Here is a 15,512-nt window from a genome sequence, read left to right as displayed (position 1 = left end):
AATTCCCGTCCCCTTCCCGCTGCGGTTTTTATGTGTATGGCAGAGCAAGTGACGGCGAAAAAAGACGCCAAGACACAACAGCTGAAAGTTCCTCCCCACTCTTTTGAGGCCGAGCAGTCCGTTCTGGGCGGTTTGATGCTGGATAACGACGCCTGGGATCGGGTCGCAGAGCGGGTGATCGACAAGGATTTCTACAGCCGTCCGCATCGGTTGATCTTCCAGGCCATGACTCGCCTCTCCAATGTGGGCAACCCCATTGATCTCATCACTCTGCAGGAGGAGCTGGAGCGCTCCGAACAGCTGGAGGAGTCAGGTGGCTTCGCCTATCTGGTGGAGATCGCCAAGAACACCCCAAGCGCCGCCAATATCAACGCTTACGCCGAGATCGTGCGTGAGCGGGCGGTAGTGCGGGAGATGATCTCGGTCGCCAACGAGATAGTCGAAGCGGGCTACGAGCCTCAAGGGCGCACTTCAGGTGACCTGCTCGATCTGGCAGAGAGCAAGGTATTCAAGATTGCCGAGCAGCGCACCAGCGCCAATGAAGGGCCCCAGCCCCTCAAGGTCATTCTCGAGCAGACCGTCGACAAGATTGAAGAGCTGTTCAAGACCCCCCACAACGGCGTGACCGGGGTGTCGAGCGGTTACGGCGATCTCGACAAGATGACCGCCGGTTTGCAACGTTCGGATTTGATTATCGTGGCGGCCCGTCCCTCCATGGGCAAGACCACTTTTGCCATGAACCTGTGCGAACATGCAGCCCTCACCGCCGACAAACCAGTGCTTATCTTCTCGCTGGAGATGCCCTCCGAGCAGATCATCATGCGTATGCTCGCCTCGGTCGGTCGTATCGATCAGACCAAGGTGCGGACCGGTCAACTCGATGATGAGGATTGGGGGCGGCTCTCTTCCACCATGGGCTTGCTGCTGGAGAAGGGCAAGATGTATATCGATGATGCCTCCGGCCTGACGCCGACCGATGTGCGCTCCCGCGCCCGCCGGATTGCCCGTGAGCACGGTGGCCTCTCGATGATCATGATCGACTACTTGCAGCTGATGCGAGTCCCTGCATTGTCTGATAACCGGACCCTGGAGATCGGCGAGATCTCTCGCTCCCTCAAGGCCTTGGCGAAAGAGCTGCAGTGCCCGGTGGTGGCGCTCTCCCAGCTGAACCGAAGCCTGGAACAGCGGGCCGACAAGCGTCCGGTCAACTCGGATCTTCGTGAATCGGGCTCCATCGAGCAGGATGCGGATTTGATCATGTTTATCTATCGTGATGAGGTCTATCACGATGACAGCCCGGACAAGGGGATTGCCGAGATCATCATCGGCAAGCAGCGTAATGGCCCTATCGGGCGGGTGCGGCTCACCTTCCAGGGTCAGTTCTCCCGCTTCGACAACTATGCCGGCCCGGCGTTTGATGACGACTATTGATGTAAACCCAAGGTGATGGCGGCTTAGCCATCACTACAACTGCCCTGACCGATAGCCCTAGCAGATAGTGGCCGACCGTCAGGGCTTGTTTTCCCGGTTCGACAATTATGCCGGTCCGGCCTTCGACGACGATAAGTGAGTGGCGGTCTTCGGCCCGATGAGGGGGAGACCATTTGTGCCCTCGTAAGGGAAAACCATGAAAGCGGCTACTGCCCAAATCAACACTGCGGCCTTGCGCCACAACCTCGCCGTGGTCAAGCGCCACGCTCCCGCTTGCAAGATCATCGCTGTGGTCAAGGCCAACGCCTATGGCCACGGACTGCTACCGGTCGCCCGCACCCTGGTGGATGCGGATGCCTATGCGGTGGCCCGGATCGAAGAGGCGCTGATGCTGCGCTCCTGCGCCGTGGTCAAGCCCATCGTGCTGCTGGAGGGCTTCTTCTCCGCCGACGATCTGCCGGTGCTGGCGGCCAACAACCTGCAGACTGCGGTCCACACCTGGGAGCAGCTCGAAGCGCTGGAGCAGGTCGAGTTGCCAGCCCCCGTGGTGGCCTGGCTCAAGCTCGACACCGGCATGCACCGGCTCGGGGTGCGTGCCGACGAGATGCCCGCCTTTATCGAGCGACTCGGCAAGTGCAAGAACGTGGTGCAGCCGTTCAACATCATGACCCACTTCAGCCGCTCCGATGAGCTGGAGCAGCCCACCACCCGCGAGCAGATCGATCTCTTCAGCCGTCTGACCACCCCGCTGGCGGGCGAGCGGGCCATGGCCAACTCGGCGGGCATTCTGGCCTGGCCGGACTCCCACTGTGACTGGGTGCGCCCCGGCGTCATCCTCTATGGCGTCTCGCCCTTCCCCAACACGGTGGCGGCCGATTACGATCTGCAGCCGGTGATGACCCTCAAGACACAACTGATTGCAGTGAGGGATCACAAGGCGGGCGAGCCGGTGGGCTATGGCGCTAACTGGGTGTCCGAGCGCGATACCCGACTCGGGGTGATCGCCATCGGCTACGGTGACGGCTATCCGCGCATGGCGCCCAACGGCACTTCTGTGCTGATCAACGGCCGCATCGTGCCGTTAGTCGGACGTGTCTCCATGGATATGAGCACCGTCGATCTTGGGCCCGGCGCTACCGACAAAGCGGGTGACGAGGCGGTGCTGTGGGGCGAGGGGCTGCCGGTGGAGCGGGTGGCCGACGAGATTGGCACCATCCCCTACGAGCTCATCACCAAGCTCACCTCCCGCGTCTTTATGGAATACGTCTGATGTGGCAGCAGTGCCTGTTGACCCTGAAGCCCCGTTCGCGGGGCTTTCATCTGGTGACCGACGAGTTGTTAGCCAAGCTGCCGATGCTGGCGGATTACCGGATCGGCATGGTCCATCTGCTACTGCAACACACCTCCGCCTCGCTCACCCTCAACGAGAATTGCGACCCCAGTGTGCGCAGCGATATGGAGGCCCATCTGCACCGGCTGGCGCCGGAGGATGCCCCCTACTATCGCCACACCTATGAGGGGCCGGATGACATGCCCGCCCACATCAAATCCTCCCTGCTCGGGGTGAGTCTGCTGCTGCCGGTCCGTGACGGTCAGCTGGCGCTCGGCACCTGGCAGGGGATCTGGCTTGGCGAGCATCGCGTCGATGGCGGTGCCCGCAAGGTGCTGGTGACCCTGCAGGGTGAGTAATCAGGCTGCAACTAGCCGAAATACGATGATAAAAAAGAGGGATGGTGCTGAGCCATCCCTCTGTCGTTTCTATGTTGTTGTGAGCTATCCGCTTGCCAGTGGCACGGCGCTCTGCGTGGCTTAACCGACCTTGAACGGCGTCAGCTCGGCCAGCGGGCTCGCGTCCATAAAGGCTTGCGGTTCCTGGCCATGTTTGAAGATCTTGAAGTCCTGATCGCGGGCGCTCCAGTACTCAACGGTGTCGCCGCTGATCTGAAGCAGGCTCGCTTCGCGCAGAGCCACCACGTATTCGCTCTGGTTGATGGCGCAGAATTCGGCCAGACGCTCGTCGCGGGTTTCGCCCATGTGGCCGCTGATGCTGGCATCCAGATAGTGCGGGTTGATCTGCAGCGGGAACAGGCCCAGCGCTGGCAGCACGGCGGCGTTGCAGACCGGCATGTCGTTGGTGGTGCGGATGCTCGGGGTCGCCACGTTGCAACCGGCGCTCCAGCCCACATAGGGGACGCCACGTTCGCGCACGGCGCGCTGGATCGGCACGATCAGGCCATTTTCATGCAGCAGCTGATTCAGGCGCCAGGTGTTGCCACCGCTGATAAAGATGGCGTCGGCCTGATTGATGGCATCGACCGGATCATCGAAGTGGTGAATGCTGATGGTCTCGATCCCGAGGCTCTCGGTGAGATCGTTGGCGCGGGCATCCCAGTCGCTGCGGATCACCGCATAGGGAATGAGCAGAATGCGCTTGACCGGTTTGCGGGCCAGCAGGTTCTGCACCCGGTCGCGGGCCCAGCCGAGCAGCCCCGGAAATTCGTTGGCTTTACCATTGCTAAGCAGAAGCAGTTCCATCAGATACGTCCTCAAAAGTGAAAGCGGAGGAGGGAGGGCCACCGGATCCGCGGTGCGGCCGGATGGCAAGAGGAGGCATGCTACCACCATTGGCGCGGCGGTTCTGTGATCGGGGGGCCCATTCAACGGCTATGGATGGATAACTCAATGCCAAGTGGTGGATTAATGAGCCGCGGTCAACTCGCCAGCCAGCACCAATAAAAAGACCCCGCCGCAGCGGGGTCATGTCAGGGGTAAAGCAACTTGCCCATCAGGAGGCCGTTGCTTCCACCACCTTGTAGGAGGGCTGCTGGCGCAGCTTCCACAGCTCGCTCCATTTGCGCAGGGCGGAGAGCAGGATCAGCATCCCCAGCACCAGCATGATGAGGGAAATGATGCCGTTCATCGGGTTGTAACCCTTGGCCGCGGCGTTGAAGTAGACGTTGCTCATCATCCAGTAACCGGCGTAGTTGACGGTGACGAACAGGTAGGCCAGCGGGATCAGGCAGGTCAGCATGTAGCGGCGCTTGCTGGCCAGTCGCAAGATGATGGTGGCACCGATAATCAGGCCGACCGAGGCCATCAGCTGGTTCGATACCCCGAACAGCGCCCACACCGAGCCGATATCGCCGGACATCAGCAGATAACCCCACATCACGCAGGCGAGCACGCTGGCCCCGATGGCGCCCGGCATCCAGTCGATGCGTTTGAGGGGCGGGTAGAACTCGCCGAAGAAGTCCTGAATGAGGTAGCGGGAGACCCGGGTACCGGAGTCGACAGCAGTCAGGATGAACACAGCTTCGAACATCACCACGAACTGGAAGAAGTAGGAGGCGAGGTTACTGAACCAGGGCACCTTGGTGAAGATGTAGGACATGCCCACCGCCAGAGTGACGGCTCCGCCGGTGCGACCGTTAAGATCCATGCCGATCTCCTGGGAGAGGAAGGGCAAGTCCACCACCTGCATCCCCAGTTTGGCGAAGGCCTCCGGGGTGGCGTTGATGGCGAAGTAGTCAGCCGGGTGCAAGGCAGTGGCGGCGATCAGCGCCATCACGCCCACTACGCACTCGGCCAGCATGGCACCGAAGGCGACCGGCAGAATGTCGTTCCACTTGTCCACCAGTTTCGGGGTAGTGCCTGAGCCGATAAAGGCGTGGAAGCCGGAGATGGCGCCACAGGCGATGGTGATGGAGATGAAGGGCCAGACCGGGCCGCCCAATACCGGGCCGCCGCCGTGGACAAACTGGGTCATGGCGGGGAACTGGATCTCCGGGTTGATGCAGATAACGCCGATCACCAGCGCGCCGAACACGCCGATCTTCATAAAGCTGGAGATGTAGCCGCGCGGGGTGAGCAGCAGCCAGACCGGCAGCGCAGTGGCGAAGAAGGCGTAGATCGGTAGCGCCAGACTGATGGTCTCGGCACGCAGGGTCAGCCAGGCACCGAAGGCGCTCTCCTGCACGTAGGGGCCGAAGAAGACACAGGCCAGCACGGCGGCAAATCCGACCCAGGAGGCGGCTTGCAGGTTGCCGGTCAGCTTGTGCCAAATTCCCACCACCATAGAGATGGGTATGGTCATAAACACCGCGAACACGCCCCAGGCGTTACGCTCCAGAGCGTGTACCACCACCATGGAGAGACCCGCCATGGTGATGGTGATGATGAACAGCATCGCCAGACCCGTGCACCAGCCGGCGATGGGGCCAAGCTCAGCCTTCGCCACCTCGGAGAGGGACTTGCCCTGATGCTTCATGGAGGCGAACAGCACGACTGTGTCGTGCACCGCGCCGCCGATGACGCAGCCGATCAGCAGCCAGAGAAAGCTCGGCAGGTAGCCGTACTGGGCGGCCAATACCGGACCCACCAGCGGGCCGGCGGCGGCGATGGCGGCGAAGTGTTGACCGAAGTTGACCCACTTGTTGGTCGGCACGTAGTTTTTGCCATCTTCCAGCTGGTGGGAGGGGGTGACCAGTTTGTCGTCAGCCTGCAGCACCTTGCGCACAAAGAACACGCCGTAGAGGCGATATGCAATGGCGAGGATGCAGAGGGCCGCAATGACAAAGGTGATTGCGTGTTGCATGGGGGAGTTTCCTTTTCCTGTGGCCAGTCTGGCCGGGCTCAGGCTGCACTCTACTCATGCGGTGGGGAAAGGGGAGCGAAGAAAAGGTCAGTGGCCGGGTTCTGCCCGCGAGTGGCAGAAAAGTGACCCCGAGTGGTTTGGCGGGGGTGCCGACGGCCGTGGTAAACGGGTGAGTGGTAGCTGACAGAGCGGGGTGAAGCGTCCCGCTCCATCAGGGAATATCGAGCAGCTCCTTGAGGGGTTTGAGGTAGCGGCGACTCACAGGCACCTTGTGGCCGCCCTGAGTCACCACCTCTGCCAGTCCGCCTTCCAGCAGCAGGATTTCGCGGATCTGGCCCGGGTTGAGCAAGTACTGGCGGTGACAGCGCACGAAGCCGGTCTTCTCTTCCAGCGTGCGCAGGGTCAGCTCTGTGGTGCCCTGCTGCTGGCCGCTGATCACCCGGTTGCCGGTGAGATCGCTGTGGATGAACTCCACCTCGCCAAGGGGCAGCAGCAGAATGCGGTTGTGGCCGGTGCAGGGGATGCTGCGCAGGGGCTGGGCGATGCGGGTCGGATCCGGCAGTGGCTGGCCAGCTAATTTCCCTCCTTTAGAGGAGAAGGGCGAAAGCAGCCGCTTGATGCGCTCCAGCGCCCGGTTCATCCGCTCTGCCGTGACCGGTTTGAGCAGGTAGTCGAGGGCGTTCTCCTCAAAGGCGCGCAGGGCAAATTCGTCGTAGGCGGTGATGAAGACGATGTGGGGGCGCAAGTCCGGATCCAGCATGCTCACCAGCTCCAGCCCGTTGATGCGCGGCATCTGGATGTCGAGAAACAGCAGGTCGGGTTTGAGGCGGTGGATGGCGGGTAGCGCCTCCATGGCGTGGGCACACTCTCCCAGCAGGCGGATATTGCCCGCCTGCTCCAGCAGCAGGCGCAGCTCCTCGCGGGCGAGGGGTTCATCGTCAACGATCAGGGCGGTCAGCATGGGCTCTCCTGCAGGGGAAGGGTGATCCTCACCCGGGTTGATTGATGGGGGTCGCAGTCGATGGCGACGCCGTACTCGGCGCCGTAACGGGCCTTGATGCGCCGATCCACTATGTTCATGCCAAGGCCGCTCCCCTCCTGTTTCGTCTGATAAAGCCCGGCGTTGTCGCACACCTCCAGCACCACCCGCTGGGCCTCAACCCGGGCGGTCAGGGTCAGCAGGCCGGGCTCGAACATCTGGGAGATGCCGTGCTTGACCGCGTTCTCGACGATGGGTTGCAGGGAGAAGGTGGGCAGCTGGTACTCCAGTAGCGACTCGGGAATGGCGATCTGCACGCTCAGGTGCTCGGCGAAACGGGCCTGCTCGATGTGCAGATAGGCGTTCACATGCTCCAGCTCGTCGGCCAGGGTTACCTCATCCCCTTGCCGCTTGAGGTTCTTGCGAAAGAAGGTGGAGAGGTTGTGCACCAGGGTACGGGCATCCTCAGGGTCGCGCCGGATCACCGCCGACAGGGTATTGAGGGCGTTGAACAGAAAGTGCGGGTTGATCTGCGCCTGCAACAGCTTGATCTCCGACTGGGCCAGCAGCCGCTTCTGCTCGTTGTATTTGCCCGCCAGGATCTGGCCCGAGAGCAGCCGGGCAATCCCCTCTCCCAGGGTGCGGTTGATGGAGGAGAAGAACTTGCGCTTGGGTTCGTAGAGCTTGATGGTGCCCACCACGGATCCCTCTTCCCCCCGCAGCGGAATGACCAGCGAGGAGCCGAGCTTGCAGCCGGGGTGGAGGGTGCAGCTGTAGGGGATGAGGTTGCCGTCGGCATAGACCACCTCGTTGTGCTGGATTGCCTTGAAGGTGTGCTGGGAGTTGATGGCGGTGCCCGGCAGGTGGTGATCCTCGCCGATGCCGATAAAGGCGAGCAGCTTCTCCCGATCGGTGATGGCCACGGCGCCGACACCGGTTTCCTCGTAGAGAATGCGCGCCATCTGCTGGCACGCCTCCTGAGTGAACCCCTTGTCCAGCACCCGCATCGCCCGCTCGGCGATCTTGAGGGCGCGGGCGGAGAAGGCGACCGAGTACTTCTCCAGCATGGCACGGTGATCGAGGATCATCCGCATGAACATGGCGGCCCCCAGGGTATTGGCCACTAGCATGGGGGCGATGATGTTCTCGATAAGGTGGATGGCGTCGTCAAACGGGCGGGCCACCAGCAGGATGATCCCCATCTGCATCAGCTCGGCAACCAGCGCCACTGACCCCACTACCCAGGGGCTGAACAGCAGATCGAGCCGGTGGCGGGCGACGAAGTGGCGGTGTACCAGCCCGCCGAGCAGCCCCTCGGCGATGGTGGAGAAGGTGCAGGCCAGCGCGGTAAAGCCCCCCAGCGAATAGCGATGGATGCCGCCGGTGAGCCCCACCAGCAGCCCCACGGCCGGGCCGCCAACTATGCCCCCCAGCACGGCACCGATGGCGCGGGTATTGGCGATGGAGTCCTCGACCCTCAGGCCAAAGTAGGTACCCATGACGCAGAAGCCGGAGAAGATGAGGTAGCAGAGGATCTTGTGGGGCCAGCTCAGGGTCACCTGAGTGAGCGGCATGAACAGCGGCGTCTTGGAGAGCAGCCAGGCGATCACCAGATAGACGCAGAGCTGCTGGAACAGCGAGATCACCAGAGTGAATTGTTCAAATGCCACGGCTCATTGCCCCGGTAATGGTTGGTCATTTAATGGACGCGGAGTATTAGCAAACCCCATACCCCCTTGCAAGGCAGGGTTATCGGAATGGTGGCGTAGCGCACGATTTGCAGAATCATCTGACGCAGTGGTGGGCGCTAACTGTCTGGTTAATCAGTATGGCGGCTGCGAGGGGCCTGTTGCGGCAACAAAAAGGGGGCCAAGAGGCCCCCGAATTGGCAGTCAGCACATGGCTCAATCGAGTTTGAAATCGATCCAGACCAGACGGTGATCCGAGCTGACCCCCTTGGCGATGCCGAGTTTCGCATCATAGACCAAGTGATAACCGGCCTCGAAGCTGGCAGGCCAGAAGATGCCACTCTTGACCGCGTTGAGGTTGGCGGAGGGGATCACGTGATCCAGCTGCAAGCCGCTGCTGCTGGTGATCCGCTCCGGGTTCGGACGATTGTTGTTACGTGAACAGAGTTGCGGCTGAGTGGCCAGGCACTCGGGACCCCCTTCGCTCACCGGGATCAAGGTGCCATTGGTGACGGCCTGGTTCATCAGGGCGTTGTCCTGCAGCGCCTGGATGGCGGTCAGATCGCCGTCGCCGGTTTGCGGGTCGGCGTTGAGATCGCCCGCGATAACGAACTTGGCGTTTTTGGTCAGTCCACCTTTGGTGCCTTTGTCATCGGTCATGTAGCCAAGACCCTTGACGTAATCGTTCCAGAAGGCGATCTCGGCGCGGTTGTGCTTGACGTTGTGGCGGGCCGCATTGCCGAAGATCGGGGGGGTTGGGTGGGAGATCAGGAAGTGAATAACCTCTTCACCCTTGTCGGTTTTGATCAGCACCGGCACATCGGCGTGGTTCTTGGAGGAGAGCGGGAACTGCTGCCAGGCCGCATCGTCATACCAGGCATCGCCACACTGGCGGCTGGCAGGGATCTTGGCCTTGGGGTTATTGCAGTCATCGATGATGGGGTTCTGCTCGCCCGGCATATCCTTCCACTTGAAGTTCTGGAAGGTACGGATCTGCTTGGTGTCGATAGGATATTTGGACATCACCGCAAAGGCGTACTGGCCGTGGTAGTTGCCAAAGCCCCAGGCATCGTCGCCAGTGGTCTTGTTGTCGAGATTGAGATCATAACCGCTTTGCAGGCCGGTGTTGGTGGCGAAGTTCTGCATCACCGGATAGCTGATGGCAGTCACTTCACTGTGCTGGGCGTGGGCCAGATAGTTGTCGTTGAAGGCTTTCAGATCGGCGGTGCTCTCGCCTTTGCCGTCGTTGTCGAACTCGTTGAGCAGGAACACATCCGGGCGGGTGCGCTGGATGATCTCCGCCACGTTGCGGATCTGCTGCACGTTCTTGGCTTTGGTTTCCGTGGCGCCGCTCAGGCTCCCTTCGGCGAGGCGGGCCAGCAGGGCATCCTGCTCGGTGCGGGTCAGTGCCAGCTCACCGGTCAGCATACCGGCGGCAGTGCGGTCAAAAGAGAGGTTAAAGGTGGCGAAACGTACCATGGGATCAGCAGCCTTTGAGTCGTTGTCGCTGTTGCAGCCAGCCAGCATCCCGAGAGAGATGGCGGCAGCCAGTAGGGTCTTGTTGAGGTTTTTCATTGTAATTATTCCGTAGCATCAATTGAGTCGAGCCTTCTGTGAGGCGGCGGTATTGTAGTTTTTACTCAATCGCACTTGGATTTATCCATCGATTAAATGTGATTCTCATCACACTAAATTTTACGCAATCACAATTTTTTTATGTCGCAGATGAGCTTAAAAAATCAAATGAAAACGTTTTTCTGGTTGTTCAATCGAAAAGCGTCACACCACCATCGGCAGGCCGCTTTCGGGGTGGTGGATCACTTGGGCCGGATAGTCATAGAGACGGGCAATCAGCTCAGGGGTCAGCACCTCGGCAGGTGTCCCATCGGCCATCAGTTTGCCCCGCTCCAGCATCACCAGCCGATCGGCATAACGCGCCGCCAGATTGAGGTCGTGCAGCACCACCAGCACCGCAGTATTGCGGCTGGCGAGGGCGCGCGCCATGGTGAGCAGCTGATGCTGGTATTTCAGATCCAGCGCCGAGGTGGGCTCGTCGAGCAGCAGCAGGCGCGGTTGCTCGGCCTGCTCGGTCAGGGAGGGAGCCTGCCAGATCTGTGCCAGCACCCGGGCAAACTGCACCCGCTGCCGCTCGCCACCAGAGAGCCCAGGATAGAGTCGTTTGGCCAGATGCTCGACCCCGGCATGGGTCATGGCCGCCGCCACTATCTCGTCACGTCGGGCTGCCGGTTCACTGTGGGGCAAGCGCCCCATGGCCACCACCTCTTCGCAGAGAAAGGGGAAGTTGAGCGAGGAGCTTTGCGGCAATACCCCGAGCCGGTGGGCCAACTGGCCGCTGTCCCACTGCTGGCGATCCGCGCCAAACAGGGTGATGGAACCCTCATATTCCAGCTCGCCGGTCAGGCACTTGAGCAGCGAGCTCTTGCCCGCCCCGTTGGGGCCGAGCAGAGCGGTGAGGGTGCCGCTCTCGAGATTGAGATCGAGCCCATCCAGGATCTGGCGCTGGCCACGGCGCAGGCTGAGCCGGCTGCAGCTCAACAGGGGGGCGGAGAGTGAGGATGAGAAGAGTGGTTGCATAACAGTCCGTATCACAGGGCGCGGCGGCCTTTTACCAGCAGCCAGATGAAGAAGGGGGCGCCGAGCAGGGCAGTGATGATGCCCACCGGCAGCTCGGCCGGGGCCAGCAGGGTGCGCGCCAGCATGTCGGCCGCCAGCAGCAGGGCAGCGCCAAGCAGGGCCGAGAGCGGCAGCAACCTGACGTGGTTGGGGCCCGCCAGCAGGCGCACCAGATGGGGCACTACCAGCCCGACGAAGCCGATCATCCCCGATACCGCCACCGCCACCCCGACGCCCGCTGCGGTGAGCAGAATGAGGCGACGTTTGAGGGATTGCACATTGACCCCCAGATGACGGGCCTCCCCTTCACCCAGTAGCAGGGCGTTGAGGGGATTGGCATCGCGCATAAAGAGCCACAGCAGGGCCGCCAAGGTGAGCAGGGCCAGCGCCACATCGGCCGGTTTGCCTGCCGCCAGCGTCCCCATTTGCCACAGGCTCAGGTTGCGCAGCATCTGATCGTCCGCCAGATAGGTGAGCAGGCCGATCACCGCGCCGGAGAGCGCCGTGATGGCCACACCAGCCAGCAGCATGACGGTGACCGAGGTGCCCCCCTCGCGGGTGCCGAGCAGATAGACCAAGGTGGTGGTGAGCGCACCGCCGAGAAAGGCGAGCAGCGGCAGCAGGCCAACCCCGATGGTGGCTTGCAACTGCTGGCCATATTGTGGGGCAAGAGGGGCCAGCAGCACGATGGCGAGCGCCGCACCGAGCGCCGCGCCGCCGGAGACCCCGATGATGCCAGGGTCAGCCAGTGGGTTGCGAAACAGTCCCTGCATCACGGCGCCACAGAGCCCGAGGATCCCGCCCACTGCGATGCAGAGCAGGGTACGTGGCAGGCGGATTTCCTGCACGATCAGCAGCTTGTGTGACTCAATCCCGCTCTCCTGCCCGGCAAACAGCGCCCGCAGACTCTCGCCCAGAGTGAGCGTCATGGGGCCGGTTGCCAGCGAACCGAGCAGCAACAGCGCCAGTGCGGCCGTGGTGAAGGCCAGCAGCCAGGAGAGGGGCAAGCGCATCATGACCCCTGCTTGATCCACTGGGCGATCTGGTTCGCCTGTTGCAGGGAGTTGAGGCTCAGGCCCCCTTGCAGGGCGTGACCGTCGATGGCGTGAATGGCATTGCGCTTGCCAGCCGGGGTAGCGGCCAGTGCGGGTACTTCTGCCAGCACCTTGGCCGGATCGGCATATTGCTGCCAGTCACGACCGCTGACCAGCACCAGATCGGGCTGCATCTCGATGAGGGATTCGGCGGATACCGGCTTGTAGTTGCGCAATTCGGCGACCGGATTGATGCCACCTGCCAGCGAGACAAGCGCACTGGCGGTGGTGTCCCCCCCGGCGATGCTGGTGGGTTGCCCCTTGTGCAGCAGCAGGAAGGCGACCTTGAGCGGTTTGTTCTGTTTCGCTTGCGCCGCCAGCTGATCGGTCTGGGCCTGGATCTCTGCCTTCAGGCGATCGCCAGCCGCTTTGTCGCCCAGCAGGCTGGCGAGGGTGTCGATACGCTGGTTGAGGTTGGCCAGAGTCGGTGCGGTATCCAGCACCTCCACCTTGACCCCGGCACGGCGCAGCTGATCCAGGGTCGGGGCCGGGCCCATCTCGTCGCTGCCTACCAGTCGGGTGGGGGAGAGACTCAGGATCCCTTCGGCGGCCAGTGCCCGGTGATAGCCCACCTTGGGCAGCCCTTTTGGCAAGGGGCTGCTGACATCGGTAGCGATCAGGCTGGACTCACCACCAAGGGCCAGAATGAGTTCTGTGGTGGCCGGGCCGATACTGACGATACGCTCTTTCTCTCCGTCGGCGGCAACGGCAGAGAAGGGGTGCAGTGAACTGCAGAGCAGGGTGATGGCGAGGGCAAAACGACGGCCCATGCTAACCTCCGAAAAGGGTGAATGTAACGGGTGTGCCGCCGAGAATATCAAGGCTTTGAATAAATTGCACTGATAATGATAGCAATTATCAATTGCATTGGTGTCAGTGCTTTATTAGAGTAGCGACCATGATAAAGAGCGGGACAAAGGTGTCTCGTCGAGGGAGAAAACATGAGCATTGCACAACGCATTCACGCGCTGCTGGAGCAGGATCCCGGCGCCCATCCTTCTACGCTGGCCGCTCAGCTCAGCGTGAGTGAGTGGGAGGTGGTTCGCCATCTGCCCGCCGAGCTGGTGACCCTGTTGCCTGCCGAGCGAGCTCAACCGCTGCTGGAAGATCTGGCCGATTGGGGTCATGTCACCACCATCGTTGAATCTGATGGTTCCATCTTCGAGGTAAAAGCCCCCTTCCCGAAAGGCAAGGATGCGCGCGGCTACTACAACCTGATGGGCCGTGACGGCGAGCTGCATGGCCACCTCAAGCTCGACAACCTGGCGGGGATTGCGCTGGTCAGCAAATTGTTCATGGGCAAGGAGGGGCACTCCTTCCAGTTCTTCGGTCACTCTGGTCGCTGCATCTTTAAGATCTATCTGGGTCGTGACGAGAAGCGCCAGCTGCTGGCCGATCAGGTCACCCGTTTCATGGCCCTGCGCCAACAGTTTCAAGAGGAAGTCAAAGCATGAGTGAACGTCAGGAACGTCTGCAGAACCGTCTGCAACCGGAGATCCGCGAGTTTCGTGACAGCTGTCGTACCCTGCAGCTCGCCACTGTCGATAGCGAAGGCAACCCCAACGCCAGTTACGCTCCCTTCGTGCTGCAAGAGGATGGCTACTATGTGCTGATCTCCGAGATCGCCCGCCACGCCCGCAATCTGCAACAGGTGCCCCGGGTATCCCTGATGCTTATCGAGGATGAGAGCGGTGCTCGTGAACTGTTCGCCCGCAAGCGGCTGACTTTTGATGCGGTAGCTGAAGTGGTCGCCCGTGACGATGCTCGCTGGAGCAAGGCGGTGGCGGCACTGGAAGGGCGTTTTGGCGAGATCATCAAGGGTCTCTCCAACCTCAAGGATTTCAAACTGTTCCGCCTCCAGCCGGAGCAGGGGCTGTTCGTCAAAGGCTTTGGTCAGGCATTTGCGGTCTCCGGTGACGAGCTGGTGGATTTCGTCCATCTGGTGGAAGGGCACAAGCGCATCGACACCGGTGCCGAGCTCACCAGTCCGGCCGATGCACCGGTCTGACGATCTCCTGTCGATCACGACACCAGCCATAACAAAACGGGCAGCCACTTGGCTGCCCGTTTTTATTGCGCTATCTCGTCGTCTGGCTTGCTCAATCTTGCCAGGAGGCCTTGTTGGGAAAGGTGCGGCGATCCGCATCAATTGCCGTCTCGTTGCACTCGCCCCGAACTTTCCATGAGCTCTGGCTCAGCACTATGTACCCTTCCCGGCAATATTGTTTGCTCGCCAGGGTCTCGGTCAGCAAGTTCTCTTGTAGCGCCTCCCGTTGTTCCAGCAATCGCTGGCTCTGGACCGCAGATAGGCCGCGCGGCAAAGTATCGTTGGGCGCGGCTTCAAAGGTAAACCGCTTGCTTCCCTCCTCGTTGATGTGAGTCAGAAACAGTGGCTCGGGGCCATCATAGGCTTGCCCCGGCAGGCTGCTGCAACCATTGAGCAGCGGAAACAGCAACAACAGGCTAGCGGGCAACAAACGCACGACAGACTCCAGTGAAAAATGCAGCAAGATTAGTAGATTAACATGGCTGCAGGGCAGGAGTGACTGCCAGCAGCTCGGCGCTGCTCAGCAGGGTCACACTGCGCCCTTGTGGCAGGCTGAGGTGGCGCCACATCCAGTTATGGTGCTCGATGATCTTATCCGCGCTCAGGTGTGGGCGATCGGCGGTGGTGTGGCCATCGCTCAATACCAGCACCTCGAAGCCATGGGTAGCAGCACTGCGTACTGTGGTATCGACACAAAAATCGGTATTACAGCCGCAGATAATGAGTCGGTCCACTGACTGCTCCGCTAGCAGGAAAGTCAACTCGGTATCCAGAAAGCTGTCGCATGCCTCCTTGCGAACCCGGCTATCTCCTTTGGCGGGTTGCAGGGCAGGGTGAAGCTGCCACTCCGGGGTGCCCGGCGTCAGCTCGCCACCGGGTTGATCGTCATGCTGGATGTAGATGACCCGGCCATGCTGCTGCCGGATATGGGCCGCCGCCTGATTGATATTGGCCAGTACTTGCGCTTGTTGATGATGGGTTGTTTTCAAAACCCCTTGCTGCACATCGATGATCAGTAATACATCCATATTTTACCCGCCGTATC

The 15,512-nt window shown here is 61.3% G+C and carries 16 protein-coding genes; 6 read left to right on the top strand and 10 right to left on the bottom strand.

Annotated features, from left to right (window positions below):
* The first annotated feature begins 36 nt into the window (after positions 1-36).
* The 3 genes from dnaB (at position 37) to BN1135_RS13090 (ending at position 3,120) form a co-directional block, all read left to right on the top strand.
* Positions 37-1,431 carry a replicative DNA helicase gene (dnaB, locus tag BN1135_RS13100; RefSeq protein ID WP_042021740.1) on the top strand — a complete coding sequence of 465 codons (1,395 nt, stop codon included), beginning with the start codon at positions 37-39 and terminating at the stop codon, positions 1,429-1,431.
* A 196-nt stretch (positions 1,432-1,627) separates the two neighbouring features.
* Entirely contained in the window at positions 1,628-2,701 is a 1,074-nt protein-coding gene (gene alr / locus BN1135_RS13095; RefSeq protein WP_042021738.1) for an alanine racemase, read from the top strand.
* Positions 2,701-3,120, top strand: coding sequence for a secondary thiamine-phosphate synthase enzyme YjbQ (locus BN1135_RS13090; protein WP_042021736.1), 420 nt, complete (start codon positions 2,701-2,703; stop codon positions 3,118-3,120). The genes alr and BN1135_RS13090 overlap by 1 nt, the downstream gene beginning before the upstream one ends.
* A gap of 120 nt (positions 3,121-3,240) precedes the next feature.
* Here the strand turns inward: BN1135_RS13090 and pepE are convergent, their stop codons facing one another.
* Positions 3,241-3,966 carry a dipeptidase PepE gene (pepE, locus tag BN1135_RS13085; protein ID WP_042021734.1) on the bottom strand — a complete coding sequence of 242 codons (726 nt, stop codon included), beginning with the start codon at positions 3,964-3,966 and terminating at the stop codon, positions 3,241-3,243.
* 250 nt (positions 3,967-4,216) lie between these two features.
* Positions 4,217-6,025 (bottom strand): carbon starvation CstA family protein, encoded by a 1,809-nt coding sequence (locus BN1135_RS13080; RefSeq protein WP_033114626.1) that lies wholly within the window; start codon positions 6,023-6,025, stop codon positions 4,217-4,219.
* Between BN1135_RS13080 and BN1135_RS22180 the strand changes: the two genes are divergently transcribed.
* Positions 6,024-6,209, top strand: a complete 186-nt coding sequence (locus BN1135_RS22180; protein ID WP_139245189.1) for a hypothetical protein — start codon at positions 6,024-6,026, stop codon at positions 6,207-6,209. The two genes, BN1135_RS13080 and BN1135_RS22180, sit on opposite strands and share 2 nt — an antisense overlap.
* 27 nt (positions 6,210-6,236) lie before the next feature.
* On the opposite strand, the gene btsR is transcribed toward BN1135_RS22180, so the two are convergent.
* The 6 genes from btsR to BN1135_RS13050 form a co-directional block, all read right to left on the bottom strand.
* Entirely contained in the window at positions 6,237-6,986 is a 750-nt protein-coding gene (gene btsR, locus BN1135_RS13075; protein WP_042021731.1) for a two-component system response regulator BtsR, read from the bottom strand.
* Entirely contained in the window at positions 6,980-8,674 is a 1,695-nt protein-coding gene (locus BN1135_RS13070; RefSeq protein ID WP_042021730.1) for a sensor histidine kinase, read from the bottom strand. The genes btsR and BN1135_RS13070 overlap by 7 nt, the downstream gene beginning before the upstream one ends.
* A 234-nt stretch (positions 8,675-8,908) precedes the next feature.
* Positions 8,909-10,267: an endonuclease/exonuclease/phosphatase family protein gene (locus tag BN1135_RS13065; RefSeq protein WP_042021728.1), complete on the bottom strand. Its 1,359-nt coding sequence runs from the start codon at positions 10,265-10,267 to the stop codon at positions 8,909-8,911.
* A gap of 204 nt (positions 10,268-10,471) precedes the next feature.
* Positions 10,472-11,287, bottom strand: coding sequence for a heme ABC transporter ATP-binding protein (locus BN1135_RS13060; RefSeq protein WP_042021725.1), 816 nt, complete (start codon positions 11,285-11,287; stop codon positions 10,472-10,474).
* Positions 11,288-11,298: 11 nt separating this feature from the next.
* On the bottom strand, positions 11,299-12,342 hold the full coding sequence (locus BN1135_RS13055; protein WP_042021724.1) for a FecCD family ABC transporter permease: 1,044 nt from the start codon (positions 12,340-12,342) through the stop codon (positions 11,299-11,301).
* A complete protein-coding gene (locus BN1135_RS13050) occupies positions 12,339-13,190 on the bottom strand; it encodes a heme/hemin ABC transporter substrate-binding protein (RefSeq protein WP_042021722.1) in 852 nt (283 codons plus the stop codon). Before BN1135_RS13050 ends, BN1135_RS13055 begins: the two co-directional genes overlap by 4 nt.
* Before the next feature lie 171 nt (positions 13,191-13,361).
* On the opposite strand from BN1135_RS13050, the gene hutX reads away from it, so the two are divergent.
* Positions 13,362-13,874, top strand: a complete 513-nt coding sequence (gene hutX / locus BN1135_RS13045; RefSeq protein WP_042021719.1) for a heme utilization cystosolic carrier protein HutX — start codon at positions 13,362-13,364, stop codon at positions 13,872-13,874.
* A complete protein-coding gene (hutZ, locus tag BN1135_RS13040; protein WP_042021716.1) occupies positions 13,871-14,428 on the top strand; it encodes a heme utilization protein HutZ in 558 nt (185 codons plus the stop codon). Before hutX ends, hutZ begins: the two co-directional genes overlap by 4 nt.
* 91 nt (positions 14,429-14,519) lie before the next feature.
* Here the strand turns inward: hutZ and BN1135_RS13035 are convergent, their stop codons facing one another.
* On the bottom strand, positions 14,520-14,903 hold the full coding sequence (locus tag BN1135_RS13035) for a hypothetical protein (RefSeq protein ID WP_042021714.1): 384 nt from the start codon (positions 14,901-14,903) through the stop codon (positions 14,520-14,522).
* 37 nt (positions 14,904-14,940) lie between these two features.
* Positions 14,941-15,495 (bottom strand): cysteine hydrolase family protein, encoded by a 555-nt coding sequence (locus tag BN1135_RS13030; RefSeq protein ID WP_042021712.1) that lies wholly within the window; start codon positions 15,493-15,495, stop codon positions 14,941-14,943.
* Positions 15,496-15,512 lie beyond the last annotated feature (17 nt).

The organism is Aeromonas sobria (genome assembly GCF_000820145.1).
GTDB classification, from domain to species: domain Bacteria; phylum Pseudomonadota; class Gammaproteobacteria; order Enterobacterales; family Aeromonadaceae; genus Aeromonas; species Aeromonas sobria.
The sequence above is the reverse complement of the archived record's forward strand: the minus strand, read 5'-3'. Positions and strand labels throughout refer to the sequence as shown.

What these genes read in the sequence shown, in the direction of transcription:
- dnaB (WP_042021740.1), top strand. Translation starts at nt 37, where the DNA reads ATGGCAGAGCAAGTGACGGCGAAAAAAGACGCCAAGACACAACAGCTG.
- alr (WP_042021738.1), top strand. Translation starts at nt 1,628, where the DNA reads ATGAAAGCGGCTACTGCCCAAATCAACACTGCGGCCTTGCGCCACAAC.
- BN1135_RS13090 (WP_042021736.1), top strand. Translation starts at nt 2,701, where the DNA reads ATGTGGCAGCAGTGCCTGTTGACCCTGAAGCCCCGTTCGCGGGGCTTT.
- pepE (WP_042021734.1), bottom strand. Translation starts at nt 3,966, where the DNA reads ATGGAACTGCTTCTGCTTAGCAATGGTAAAGCCAACGAATTTCCGGGG.
- BN1135_RS22180 (WP_139245189.1), top strand. Translation starts at nt 6,024, where the DNA reads ATGGGGGAGTTTCCTTTTCCTGTGGCCAGTCTGGCCGGGCTCAGGCTG.
- BN1135_RS13080 (WP_033114626.1), bottom strand. Translation starts at nt 6,025, where the DNA reads ATGCAACACGCAATCACCTTTGTCATTGCGGCCCTCTGCATCCTCGCC.
- btsR (WP_042021731.1), bottom strand. Translation starts at nt 6,986, where the DNA reads ATGCTGACCGCCCTGATCGTTGACGATGAACCCCTCGCCCGCGAGGAG.
- BN1135_RS13065 (WP_042021728.1), bottom strand. Translation starts at nt 10,267, where the DNA reads ATGAAAAACCTCAACAAGACCCTACTGGCTGCCGCCATCTCTCTCGGG.
- BN1135_RS13060 (WP_042021725.1), bottom strand. Translation starts at nt 11,287, where the DNA reads ATGCAACCACTCTTCTCATCCTCACTCTCCGCCCCCCTGTTGAGCTGC.
- BN1135_RS13055 (WP_042021724.1), bottom strand. Translation starts at nt 12,342, where the DNA reads ATGATGCGCTTGCCCCTCTCCTGGCTGCTGGCCTTCACCACGGCCGCA.
- BN1135_RS13050 (WP_042021722.1), bottom strand. Translation starts at nt 13,190, where the DNA reads ATGGGCCGTCGTTTTGCCCTCGCCATCACCCTGCTCTGCAGTTCACTG.
- hutX (WP_042021719.1), top strand. Translation starts at nt 13,362, where the DNA reads ATGAGCATTGCACAACGCATTCACGCGCTGCTGGAGCAGGATCCCGGC.
- hutZ (WP_042021716.1), top strand. Translation starts at nt 13,871, where the DNA reads ATGAGTGAACGTCAGGAACGTCTGCAGAACCGTCTGCAACCGGAGATC.
- BN1135_RS13030 (WP_042021712.1), bottom strand. Translation starts at nt 15,495, where the DNA reads ATGGATGTATTACTGATCATCGATGTGCAGCAAGGGGTTTTGAAAACA.